The organism is Marinomonas sp. 63XJN7_7_ISO-PGPR-S23-202, from assembly GCF_056173505.1.
This window is the reverse complement of record NZ_CM149677.1, coordinates 4,392,369-4,404,050: the sequence shown is the minus strand read 5'-3', so window position 1 is coordinate 4,404,050 and position 11,682 is coordinate 4,392,369. Positions and strand designations below refer to the sequence as shown.

The 11,682-nt window shown below is 47.5% G+C and carries 11 protein-coding genes; 8 read left to right on the top strand and 3 right to left on the bottom strand.

What is annotated here, in order from left to right; all coding sequences use genetic code 11:
• Positions 1-106: 106 nt before the first annotated feature.
• Together AC0VYG_RS20265 and hutC are read left to right on the top strand one after the other, a co-directional pair.
• Positions 107-763 carry a cytochrome b/b6 domain-containing protein gene (locus tag AC0VYG_RS20265; protein ID WP_475429695.1) on the top strand — a complete coding sequence of 219 codons (657 nt, stop codon included), beginning with the start codon at positions 107-109 and terminating at the stop codon, positions 761-763.
• A gap of 122 nt (positions 764-885) precedes the next feature.
• Entirely contained in the window at positions 886-1,641 is a 756-nt protein-coding gene (gene hutC, locus AC0VYG_RS20260) for a histidine utilization repressor (RefSeq protein ID WP_475429694.1), read from the top strand.
• On the opposite strand, the gene AC0VYG_RS20255 is transcribed toward hutC, so the two are convergent.
• Entirely contained in the window at positions 1,642-2,241 is a 600-nt protein-coding gene (locus tag AC0VYG_RS20255) for a HutD/Ves family protein (RefSeq protein WP_475429693.1), read from the bottom strand. It abuts the gene before it with no gap.
• On the bottom strand, positions 2,231-3,655 hold the full coding sequence (locus tag AC0VYG_RS20250; protein ID WP_475429692.1) for a formimidoylglutamate deiminase: 1,425 nt from the start codon (positions 3,653-3,655) through the stop codon (positions 2,231-2,233). The genes AC0VYG_RS20255 and AC0VYG_RS20250 overlap by 11 nt, the downstream gene beginning before the upstream one ends.
• A gap of 294 nt (positions 3,656-3,949) precedes the next feature.
• Between AC0VYG_RS20250 and hutU the strand changes: the two genes are divergently transcribed.
• The 5 genes from hutU to AC0VYG_RS20225 all read left to right on the top strand — a co-directional run bounded on the left by hutU (position 3,950) and on the right by AC0VYG_RS20225 (position 9,963).
• Entirely contained in the window at positions 3,950-5,635 is a 1,686-nt protein-coding gene (gene hutU / locus AC0VYG_RS20245; RefSeq protein ID WP_067019105.1) for a urocanate hydratase, read from the top strand.
• Between the two features lie 98 nt (positions 5,636-5,733).
• On the top strand, positions 5,734-7,266 hold the full coding sequence (hutH, locus tag AC0VYG_RS20240) for a histidine ammonia-lyase (protein WP_475429691.1): 1,533 nt from the start codon (positions 5,734-5,736) through the stop codon (positions 7,264-7,266).
• A 27-nt stretch (positions 7,267-7,293) separates the two neighbouring features.
• Complete coding sequence (hutI, locus tag AC0VYG_RS20235; RefSeq protein WP_475429690.1) at positions 7,294-8,565, top strand: imidazolonepropionase; 1,272 nt, start codon at positions 7,294-7,296, stop codon at positions 8,563-8,565.
• An 18-nt stretch (positions 8,566-8,583) separates the two neighbouring features.
• Complete coding sequence (gene hutG / locus AC0VYG_RS20230) at positions 8,584-9,399, top strand: N-formylglutamate deformylase (RefSeq protein ID WP_475429689.1); 816 nt, start codon at positions 8,584-8,586, stop codon at positions 9,397-9,399.
• Positions 9,400-9,426: 27 nt separating this feature from the next.
• Complete coding sequence (locus AC0VYG_RS20225) at positions 9,427-9,963, top strand: DUF924 family protein (RefSeq protein WP_475429688.1); 537 nt, start codon at positions 9,427-9,429, stop codon at positions 9,961-9,963.
• A 301-nt stretch (positions 9,964-10,264) separates the two neighbouring features.
• Here the strand turns inward: AC0VYG_RS20225 and AC0VYG_RS20220 are convergent, their stop codons facing one another.
• The gene (locus tag AC0VYG_RS20220; RefSeq protein ID WP_475429687.1) at positions 10,265-10,657 is read right to left on the bottom strand and encodes a tautomerase family protein; all 393 of its coding nucleotides are present in this window, start codon (positions 10,655-10,657) and stop codon (positions 10,265-10,267) included.
• 108 nt (positions 10,658-10,765) lie between these two features.
• Between AC0VYG_RS20220 and AC0VYG_RS20215 the strand changes: the two genes are divergently transcribed.
• Positions 10,766-11,638 (top strand): LysR family transcriptional regulator, encoded by an 873-nt coding sequence (locus AC0VYG_RS20215; RefSeq protein ID WP_475429686.1) that lies wholly within the window; start codon positions 10,766-10,768, stop codon positions 11,636-11,638.
• Positions 11,639-11,682: the final 44 nt, after the last annotated feature.

Here is an 11,682-nt window from a genome sequence, read left to right as displayed (position 1 = left end):
CAATACCTCAATCAAGAGACGCCCGTTAAACTGCCTTCGTTAAAAAATAGTCTGATGATGTATTTTTAGCGAACGAATGCGGTTATTGCATAGGAAAAAAACAAATATGAAATCTGAATTAGTATGGGATTGGCCGATTCGAGTCAGTCATTGGTTGATGGCGCTTTTGTTTACGGGATTGATCATAACTGGCAATGAAGGAGGTGACTGGCTCAAATACCATTTTTATATGGGGTATAGTTTGTCGGCGTTAATCATAGCCCGTGTTTTATATGGCATTTGGGGATCTCATTATGCGCGTTTTGGACAGTTTGTACGCTCTCCTAAGGTGGTCTTCTCTTATTTGAAGGGATTGCTTACCGGACATCATGAGCACTATGCGGGTCATAATCCGATTGGCGCATTAATGGTGGTTGTATTATTTCTTGGGTTGAGCCTCCAATGGTTGACGGGACTGTTTACCAGTGATCAGATTTTTTGGTTTGGGCCTTTCAATGGTTATGCTTCCGATGATTGGCTAGATCGTATTTCAACCATTCACCATACATTACCTAATATTTTATTAGCATTAGTCGCCTTACACATCTTGGCCGTTTTGTTCCATGAAATTCATCTTAAGGAACGGTTATTTCTCGCCATGCTGCACGGCAAAAAGAAAGGTCTAACGGGGCCTGTGCAAGTACAGACGCCTCGCTTGGGTATCGTTCTGTCACTGGTCATCGGGCTTGCTTGGTTGGCTGTATTATGGATGATGCCGATATAATCGTCGGTATTATCACAAGAAGAAATGCGCATGTTAGGTTGAATTGTCTATACAAGTCTATTGTTTGATGCTTGAGCGTCGCGATATAATAGCACTTCATTCATCAGCAAACGGATATTCCATTGTCAGAAGACACTCTATCAATGCTTGCGCATTTATTTGATGATATGCCCGATGCGTCACAGCCCATTTATGCCAAACTAAAGCAGGCTATCACCCAAAAAATCAGTCATGGTCAGTGGCAAGTGAATCAGCGCGTCCCATCCGAGGCGGAATGGGTGAAAGCCCTGGGTGTGAGCCGGATGACGGTGAATCGTGCATTGCGGGAATTAACCGCTGAAGGGATATTGGTTCGTCATCAGGGCCTTGGAACATTCGTGGCAGAAAAGAAAGCCCATTCTGCTTTGTTTGAAGTGCATAACATTGCCGAAGAGATCATTGCTCGTGGCCACCAGCACCGTTCGGAGTTATTAGTGCTGGAATCCGCTAAAGCCAGTGTAGAAGAAGCCGTGATGCTCGGGGTGCGCACCAATCATGGTATTTTCCGTTCCGTGGTGATCCATTATGAAGACGATCTGCCGATTCAAATCGAAGAGCGCATCGTGAATGCCAGTCGCGCACCCGATTACGATAAGCAGGACCTTTCCAAACACACCTCCTATGAATACCTAATGACTACTGCTCCCATGACGGAAGGGGAGCATTTGGTCGAAGCGGTGTTGCCAACGCCAACGGAGTGCGAGCGTTTGCAAATTTCGCCTACCGAACCATGCTTACAGATTAATCGTCGTACTTGGGCGGGAGACGATATCATTACCGTGGCGCGCTTGCTGCACCCGGGTTCCCGCTTCCAACTGTTTGGGCATTTTGGACGTTAATTAAGCGTCCAAAATAGTGATAAAAATGCCGTGCCCCTGCGTCAATGTTAGATGCGTATCTTTTGATAACAGCATCATGCTGTGGGCCTTTAGCAGCAAGAGGTCGCCATTATTTTTTTCAACGACACTGTCCTCAGAGACATAAATACCGCAAAACACAGTACGCTCGTCAGTTGGCAATGTTATGGAGTAAGGGGCTTTCACCACCTCCACATTGGCTTGGGTGTCGGCTTCTCGCACCATAATATTGAGGTCTTCAATGGCGCCCTTGATCAGTGTTGCGTGGGTTTTATCGCCTCCCGCAAAACGTGCTATATCAAGTGGCTGAGTCAGGCGATGAGAATAGGGCGGCGTGTTGACTCCCTGGTGAGTCAATATCATCCCCTCACCAGAGAGCAACACCAAGGTGCGATGCAACTCGCTGAAGTCGGAAAATACACCATCTTCTACAACTGAGGCTTGGCTGATACGAAAACGTAGGCCGTTTTTATCTTCATGACGTTGAATTTCTAACGCTTCGCCAAGACCATTTTTCCATGGCATGCGTTGGTAATCGCTCTGCGAAAGAATCTGGTAAGGCAACCGAGTGTTAGGCGTCATACATCACCTTTTTAATGACTTGAATAAAGGCCAGACGGCTGTTTTCTTCTTGCTGGTGGTGGAAGTTTTTAATGATGTGGTTGCCTGCTACGAAGACGTCTTTAACAAGGTTTTCATTGCTGGCAAACAGCCAGCGATTGAGCAGATCTTTGGGTTCGCTTGCCGCCATAAAAGGGTGAGACTCGTCGAGTACCATAAAATCAGCCCGGTTACCTTTCGTTAATCCCAATGATACATCACAGGCTTGATTGCCGCCCTGTAAGGATTGTTGGTAAAGGTTATCGCCAACGCGGGTTTGATCTGCGCGATACAAACGGTTGCGTTGTTGATCGCGTAGACGTTGTCCGTATTCATAGGTTCGCAGCTCTTCGACAATCGATAGGCTCACATGGCTGTCAGAGCCGATGCCCCAACGGCCATTATCTTGTTCAAAGGCGACGCCAGGAAAAATACCATCCCCTAAATTCGCCTCCGTTGTCGGACACAATCCAACGACGGCTTGGCTTTTGGCAATGGCGTGACGCTCGCTCTCGGTTAAATGGGTGGCATGAACCAAACACCAACGCTCATTTAGACCAATTTCGTTATGTAGCCATTCCACAGGTCGCTGACCACTATAAGCCAAGCTGTCTTGGACTTCTTTTTGTTGCTCTGCAATATGAATATGGATTGGGCAAGTATCGCGATACGACGCATTAAGGGTGTTGAGTACCGTCTCAATTTGAGGCTTAGTCACAGCTCGCAATGAATGAAAACAGACGCCCAATTTATGATGTGGGTGATCGTTAAGCTTAGACTGGCAAGCCTGATGCAGCTTGAGATACGACTCTGTCGAGTTGATAAACCGCGCTTGGCCTGCATTGGGCGCCTGACCACCAAAGCCAGAATGGGAGTAGAGCACCGGCAGTAGCGTTAATCCCATGCCAGAGTCGTCCGCCGCCGCAATAAGCTGGTTCGCCATTTCACCCACTTGATCATAGTGCTTTCCACCCAAGCCATGGTGTAAATAGTGGAATTCGCCCACTTGGGTGTAACCCGCTTTTAGCATATCAATATAAAGCTGAGTCGCGATGACGCGCGCGTCGTCAGGCGTCAGTTTCTGCACGATTTTGTACATTAAATCGCGCCAACTCCAAAAGCTATCGTTGGGATTGAGGCAGACCTCCGTCGCCCCTGCCATTACCCGCTGAAAGGCATGAGAATGCAGGTTGGCGATTGTTGGTAGGACGGGGCCTGTCAGTCTCTGGCAGCCTGTCGTTGGTGTGCTGTCTCGCTCAAATGAGAGGAATTGACCGTTTTTGATAGAAAAAAGCACATTATTTGCCCAACCAGAAGGCAATAGCACCCGTTTAGCAAAATAGGTTTGGGGAAGGCTCTCGTTATCAAAGAGATCCGTCTGGTCGTGGTTGGGCATAATCAATTCCTGAGTTGGACAGGGTTACTGTGTGGTTGACAAGTATGAGTGTAATGGAAAATAACTTGTACATACAAGATGACGTTTCTTCTCTTTTTGGCTTTTTTATAAAACCTATTTTTAACTTATTAGTAAATAAGGAATTTTTTAATGTCCATTCTTTTTTTTCGTTTTCCTTGCTTTAAAAACCTCTATTGGATAGAAAAAAAGCTTGCAACAGACGCATTAAAAAATTATGTTTTAGTTAAGTTGTATATACATTTGAGATAACACATCATTTTAAAGGTACGGATCATGACTAAGCCAACTATTTCGCAAAAGCGCTACCGCGCTGGTGTTGTTAAAGCGCCAACGGGTACCACTCTCACCGCCAAGTCTTGGTTGACCGAAGCGCCGATGCGCATGTTAATGAACAATCTCGATCCTGATGTTGCAGAAAACCCAGAAGAATTAGTGGTTTACGGTGGTATTGGCCGTGCAGCGCGTGATTGGGAGTGCTATGACAAGATTGTTGAATCCCTAAAAGAGCTAGAAGCAGACGAGACGCTTTTGGTTCAGTCTGGTAAGCCAGTGGGCGTGTTTAAAACCCATAGCAACGCACCTCGTGTTTTGATTGCCAACTCAAACTTGGTGCCACATTGGGCAAACTGGGAACATTTCAACGAACTGGATGCCAAAGGCCTCGCAATGTATGGACAAATGACCGCCGGTTCTTGGATCTACATCGGTAGCCAAGGCATTGTGCAAGGGACATACGAAACCTTTGTCGAAGCAGGTCGCCAACATTACGATGGTAAGCTAGCAGGTCGTTGGGTATTAACGGCAGGTCTTGGTGGTATGGGGGGCGCTCAGCCACTAGCCGCAACCCTAGCGGGTGCCTGTTCTTTGAACATCGAATGTCAGCAAAGCCGCATCGATTTTCGTCTACGTACGCGCTATGTGGATGAACAAGCCACTGATCTTGATGACGCCATGGCACGTATCAAAAAATACACAGCGGAAGGCAAAGCCGTCTCAATCGCATTATGTGGTAATGCTGCAGACATCCTACCTGAAATGGTAAAACGTGGCATTCGCCCAGACATGGTAACGGACCAAACCTCTGCCCATGATCCGCTAAATGGCTATTTGCCAATCGGTATGAGCTGGGAAGAATACCGTGAGAAATCTCAAACTGAGCCGCAGGCAATTGTTAAAGCCGCGAAACAATCTATGGCGAAGCATGTTGAAGCCATGTTGGCATTCCAAAAAATGGGCATTCCCACCTTTGATTATGGTAACAACATTCGTCAAATGGCCATGGAAGAGGGGGTCGAAAACGCATTTGATTTCCCAGGTTTCGTACCGGCTTACATTCGCCCTTTGTTCTGCCGTGGCGTGGGCCCTTTCCGTTGGGCAGCACTGTCTGGTAATCCAGAAGACATTTATAAAACCGATGCGAAAGTAAAAGAATTGATTCCAGACGATGAGCATCTACATCACTGGTTGGATATGGCCCGTGAGCGTATTCAATTCCAAGGTCTGCCAGCACGTATTTGTTGGGTGGGTCTTGGTCAACGGGCCAAACTTGGCCTAGCCTTTAATGAAATGGTGCGCAGCGGTGAATTGTCGGCGCCAATCGTGATCGGCCGTGACCATCTAGATTCCGGCTCGGTGGCCAGTCCAAACCGGGAAACCGAAGGCATGCAAGACGGTTCGGATGCGGTATCCGATTGGCCGTTGTTAAATGCCTTGTTAAACACCGCGTCTGGCGCGACCTGGGTGTCGTTGCATCATGGTGGCGGCGTAGGTATGGGCTTTTCACAACACGCGGGTATGGTGATTGTCTGTGACGGTAGCGATGACGCAGCTGAGCGTATTGCGCGGGTTCTTCATAATGATCCAGCAACTGGCGTGATGCGTCATGCGGATGCAGGTTACGATATTGCCATTGAGTGTGCGAAAGAGCAGGGGCTGAATTTGCCGATGGCACTGAAATAATGGGTTGTGGAGCGTCAAACAAGCATTGCAAACTCCGACTAACTTAACATTTACGAAATCGTCTTGCAGAACACCGCAACATATTAGAGAGAAACATCATGTTTGAATTAACCATAAAACCGGGTCAATTGAGTCTAAACGATCTGCGCCAAATCAGCCGTCGTCACGTTAAGCTAAGCCTTGATGACAGTGCCATTTCTGCGATTCATGCCAGCACACAGGTGGTGAACGATGTGATTGCAGAAAACCGCACTGTGTACGGTATTAACACAGGCTTCGGGTTGCTGGCCAATACACGTATCGCGCCAGAAGATTTGGAAGAGCTACAACGCAGTATCGTGCTGTCTCATGCGGCAGGCATCGGCGAGTTAATGAATGACAAAACCGTCAAACTCATCATGGCGCTGAAAGTAAACAGCCTAGCCCGTGGGTTTTCTGGTATTCGCCTTGAAGTGATCGAAGCCTTGATGACTTTGATCAACAAAGAAGTCTACCCATGCATTCCGAAAAAAGGTTCAGTCGGTGCATCGGGGGATTTGGCACCATTGGCTCACATGAGCACGGTATTATTAGGCGAAGGCAAAGCCCGTTATCGCGGTGAAATTATTTCCGGGCAAGCGGCGCTGTCTATTGCAGGATTAGAGCCCATTACTTTGGCGCCCAAAGAAGGGTTGGCGCTACTAAACGGCACGCAAGCGTCCACGGCATTTGCCTTGGAAGGTCTGTTTGAAGCAGAAGATCTGTTTGCATCGGCGATTGTCTGCGGATCTTTGTCAGTGGAAGCCGCGCTGGGTAGCCGCAGCCCATTTGATGCGCGTATTCATGAAGTACGAGGCCATCAAACTCAAATTGATGCCGCAGCGGCTTACCGTCATCTATTGGGCGAAACGTCAGAGCTTGGCGATTCCCATAAAGGTTGTGAGAAGGTTCAAGACCCTTATTCACTGCGTTGCCAACCACAAGTGATGGGGGCCTGCCTTGAGCAAATCCGCAGCACAGCAAAAGTCTTGTGTGTGGAAGCTAACTCGGTGTCGGACAATCCATTGGTGTTTGCGGCAGAAGGGGACATCATCTCAGGGGGGAACTTCCATGCAGAACCGGTTGCCATGGCCGCAGACAATTTGGCGTTAGCGATTGCCGAAATCGGCAGCTTGTCTGAGCGTCGTATGGCGTTATTGATCGACAGCAACTTGAGCAAATTACCGCCATTCCTTGTGGACAATGGTGGTGTTAACTCGGGTTTTATGATTGCCCAAGTCACCGCAGCGGCGCTTGCGAGCGAAAACAAAACGTATGCCCATCCAGCGTCGGTAGACAGTTTACCTACCTCTGCCAACCAAGAAGACCATGTTTCTATGGCAACCTTTGCGGCACGCCGTTTGAAAGACATGGCAGAAAATACTCGCGGTATCTTAGCCGTGGAAATTTTATCTGCGGTACAAGGCTTAGATTTCCGTGCACCACTGAAATCCAGTAAACGTCTAGAAAACGCCCGTGCGACTTTGCGTGCTCGCGTGCCTTTCTACGATAAAGACCGTTACTTCGCACCAGACATTGAAAAAGCCAATGGATTGCTTCTGGAAGCGGTTCATAACGAAGCCATGCCAGCGGGTTTACTACCGAGCGTTTAATGGTCGAAATGCATTAAGGAGTAAGCAATGACGACACCTAAGGCCGATTCTCAAACGCCCGTGCTCTTTGATAGCCTATGGCGTGGTGCCCATGTCGCGACGATGAAAGGTGGGAAGTACAGCTCCATTGAAAATGCGGCCATTGGTGTGGTCGACGGTCACATCGCTTGGATTGGCGAAGCCGCTGACTTACCTCATTACCAAGCGCATGCCGAGCATGATTTAGCGGGTGGTTGGGTCACCCCCGGTTTAGTCGATTGCCATACACACTTAGTGTTTGGCGGCAATCGGGCGGGGGAATTTGAGCAACGTCTCAATGGCGTTAGCTATCAAGAGATTGCCCAGCAGGGCGGCGGTATTGCCTCCTCTGTAAGAGCTACCCGTGATGCCAGTGAAGACGACTTAGTCGTCAGCGCTAAACGTCGCTTACAAAGCTTAATGCAAGACGGTGTCACCACGGTTGAAATCAAATCTGGCTATGGTTTATCCCTTGAAAGCGAGCTGAAAATGCTGCGAGTCGCCGCGCGTTTAGAGCAAGAGCTGCCTGTTAACGTGAAACTGACTTGTCTGGCGGCCCATGCCATGCCACCAGAATACACAGATAAAGACGAATATATCGATTACCTTTGCGAGACAGTGTTGCCAAAAGTTGCTGAACTGGGAATGGCCGATGCCGTCGATGCTTTTTGTGAAGGGATTGCCTTTAGTACCGAGCAAGTGGCGCGTTATTTTAACACCGCCGAGTCGTTAGGTTTGCCCGTGAAAATCCATGCGGAACAGTTGTCTTCCTTAGGTGGTACTCGCATGGCATCGTCGTTTAAGGCTTTGTCGGCGGATCATATTGAATTTATTGAAGAAGCTGACGTGAAAGCCATGGCGGATTCTGGCACGGTGGCCGTGTTGTTGCCGGGGGCGTTTTTCACGTTAAAAGAAACCCAGCGCCCGCCAATTGCTTTGCTGCGTCAATATGGTGTGCCGATGGCGATTGCTACGGACGCCAACCCAGGGACGTCCCCCGCGTTATCTTTGCGTCTTATGATGAATATGGCCTGTACCTTGTTCGCGCTGACGCCAGAAGAAGCACTGGCTGGCGCCACTATTCATGCAGCAAAAGCATTGGGAATGGCCGATACTCATGGTAGCTTAGAAGTCGGTAAAGCGGCAGATTTCATCTGTTGGGACGTAGAAAGCCCTGGCGAACTCAGCTATTGGTTGGGTGGCAATTTAATAAAAGAGCGCATTTACTTTGGTAACAAGAGCCACGGAAATAAGGGCTATGGCAACAAATTCAGACAATAAGAATCTAGGAGAAGCACCATGACAACCCCAGCACCTCTCACTCCCCCAGCGTTTGATTTTGTGCAAGGGGGCTCGCCTTTACTGGTTAGCATGCCGCACTGCGGATTGAATTTGACACCAGAGGTGGCAGCAGGTTTGACGGAGAAGGCGAAAAAACTACCGGATACAGATTGGTATATGCCTGAGTTATACGACTTTCTTGTCTCTTTAGGCGTGGGTTTTATTAAAGCAAACTACTCTCGCTACGTGATTGACCTGAATCGTCCCTATGATGACAAACCCCTTTACGCGACCAAAACCACGGGCTTGTTTCCTGATATCTTATTTGACGAAAGCCCCATTTTTGAAGCAGGAAAAACGCCAAGCGCTGAGCACCGAACCTTCTGTAAAGAGCAGATTTGGATGCCCTATCACGACGCGATTGCCCAAGAACTAGCACGTTTAAAAGCCAAATTTGGCTACGCGATTTTATTTGACGCACACAGTATCGCGGCCGAAGTGCCCATGTTATTTGAGGGGCATTTGCCAGACTTTAATTGGGGAACCAACGAAGGCAAGGCTTGTGACAGCACGTTAGCGAATGCCGCCACGCAAATCCTAAGACCCAACTACACACAAGTACTCAATGGTCGATTTACAGGGGGCTATATCACTCGTCATTTTGGCCAGCCACATCATGGGGTTCACGCGATCCAGCTTGAACTCTCCCAAGACACTTACTTAGACGACGAGCTAGCGAAACAGTCGGAATATCAACTGGACGAGCAGAAACGACCTTTTATTACACAACAATTGAGAGATTTGATTGAAGCGTTAATGGTGATTAAGCTTTAGTTAGTTTGTTGATTTGAGGCTAGCGTTATGTATCAAGAAGTATTGGATTTTTGGTTTAACGAGATTGATTCAGAGTTGTGGTTTCAGAAAAACACCGACTTCGATAATAAAATCATCACCAGATTTGGCAAACTTCATCAACAAGCGGTTCAGGGGGAACTGTCCGCTTGGCGTCATTCTCCTAAAGGTGCATTGGCTGAGATAATTTTACTCGATCAATTTTCACGTAATATTTACCGCGACCAACCAGAAGCTTTTGCTGCTGACTCGATGGCGTTAGCACTGGCTCAAGTGGCCATTCAAAACGGTTTTGATCAATCCTTATCGCTTTCAGAACGAAGCTTTTTATATATGCCTTTTATGCACAGTGAATCCGCCGTGATTCATGAAGAGGCCGTAAAGTTGTTTAGAAGCTTGGGAATTGTGAATAATTTGGACTTTGAGCTGAAACACAAAAAAATTGTGGATCGTTTCGGTCGTTATCCACATAGAAATGCCATTTTAGGGCGAAAATCGTCACTTGAAGAATTAGCATTTTTAGAGGAACCTAACTCTAGTTTTTAGCTCAGTCGTCTTTCTATCATATTATTTTCTTCACCTCTCTTAGCGGAGAAATAATCGCCTAACACCGCGAGTCTTTGCCGTGCCAAGGATGTAATACTTTGGTGTCTGTCTTGCATATAAGTTTAAGAAATAGTCTGGGATTTAGAAACAACTTAATAAAACCAAGTCGAGTTCATTCTGGAGTATGCCGCGAGGTCTAAATACCAACCATAAAAAAACCTAGCCTCAGTGCTAGGTTTTTTGTCATCTGCCATTCTGCTAAGCATTGCATACCTAGATGCTGGATATCGCACCTAGACCATTATTTTGTGAAACTGTGCTCTTCCTGCGTTATGCCTGCATACCCATAGGCCGATGCCCGACAATCAACGATATGAATGTTCGAGTGTGGATGAAGATTCCCAATAACCCTCTTAAGCACTGCAAAGGCTTGCCGATGAAAGTTAGCTTTTTCCGCCTTGGTATTGGTCTCATCAGTAACCATGACTTGAAGACGAAAAGCGTTTTTGCCGTGTACCTCTAATGACTGGCCAGCGATGAACCACTGATTCTTGGGTTGGTACTGAATAATCATTGTACACCGCTCAAGATCCTTTTTTAGAGCCTTACAGGTAAGGTTTGAAATCTCCGTAACGAGGTGCTTAGTTAACTCTGCATCGGGTGTTCCCGAAACGATAAGTATGATTCCCGGCATGTCTGTCTCCTATCTGAGTGTTTTTTGTCATCACCATAATAGGTCGATCTTTTTTATTGGAAAAGCGGGAATAAGTGATATCATCTATCGGAAAATAGGGTGGATAAAATGGCACGACTTTTTGATCTTGATCTTCTAAAAACCTTGGTTGTCGTTGCAGAAACCGGTAGTTTGTCGGCAGCAGCACCATGCCTTAATCGCTCACAATCAGCCGTTAGCGAACAGGTTCGCAAACTTGAAGATATGTGCGGCGTAACTCTTCTTGATCGCGGAAAAATGGGGGCTAAGCTGACACCGTCAGGCCAGCGACTTGTCAGATATGCCCATGAATTACTAGCCCTGAGTGACGCGGCACTGCGTGATATGCAGGACGCCCAGCTCGCGGGCAATTTACACTTGGCGATTACTGATTATTTCCGTCCAAATGCCTTGCCAGGACTTCTGAGACGCTTGCGCGACCAATTTCCCAAGTTACATTTGCATGTTTCAATCCGTAAAAGTGCCATAATTGATGACGACACTGGTGAAGAGTTTGATATCGGACTTTCAATGGAGGTCTTGGATGCCGCAACTATTTCCCCTGCAGAAACAGTCAACCATACTTATCTGCGACAAGAGCCTTTGGTCTGGGTGGCAGATAAATCGTTCTCGCTCCCTGACAGCGGTGTCATACCGCTTGTCGTTTTGCCTGATACATGTTCGCTTCAGCGCTTCATCGTAAAGTCGCTTAAATCACACGGGACATCCTATAAAATAGCCCATTCGGCGTCCGGCATAGGTGGTTTGCACATGGCGATAGAAGCAGGATTAGGTGTTACTTGTCTCAACTCCTCTGCCATTCCCCCAAATACAGTGTCACTCAATTCTCTACCGGACTTTCCGAAAATGCCCGATGTTAGGTTTCGTCTTGTCGCGCCGCGTGTTGGTGAACCAGCACATATTTCTGATGTTCGAAGCATGTTAGTTGATTATCTCAGCTAATATCGGACTATCTCCAAACGCATATTAGATGTCAGGTAGCCCCA

Coding starts and splice junctions, on each gene's coding strand:
- hutI (WP_475429690.1), top strand. CDS start 7,294: ATGACGACACCTAAGGCCGATTCTCAAACGCCCGTGCTCTTTGATAGC.
- AC0VYG_RS20225 (WP_475429688.1), top strand. CDS start 9,427: ATGTATCAAGAAGTATTGGATTTTTGGTTTAACGAGATTGATTCAGAG.
- hutU (WP_067019105.1), top strand. CDS start 3,950: ATGACTAAGCCAACTATTTCGCAAAAGCGCTACCGCGCTGGTGTTGTT.
- AC0VYG_RS20220 (WP_475429687.1), bottom strand. CDS start 10,657: ATGCCGGGAATCATACTTATCGTTTCGGGAACACCCGATGCAGAGTTA.
- hutG (WP_475429689.1), top strand. CDS start 8,584: ATGACAACCCCAGCACCTCTCACTCCCCCAGCGTTTGATTTTGTGCAA.
- AC0VYG_RS20255 (WP_475429693.1), bottom strand. CDS start 2,241: ATGACGCCTAACACTCGGTTGCCTTACCAGATTCTTTCGCAGAGCGAT.
- hutH (WP_475429691.1), top strand. CDS start 5,734: ATGTTTGAATTAACCATAAAACCGGGTCAATTGAGTCTAAACGATCTG.
- AC0VYG_RS20265 (WP_475429695.1), top strand. CDS start 107: ATGAAATCTGAATTAGTATGGGATTGGCCGATTCGAGTCAGTCATTGG.
- AC0VYG_RS20215 (WP_475429686.1), top strand. CDS start 10,766: ATGGCACGACTTTTTGATCTTGATCTTCTAAAAACCTTGGTTGTCGTT.
- AC0VYG_RS20250 (WP_475429692.1), bottom strand. CDS start 3,655: ATGCCCAACCACGACCAGACGGATCTCTTTGATAACGAGAGCCTTCCC.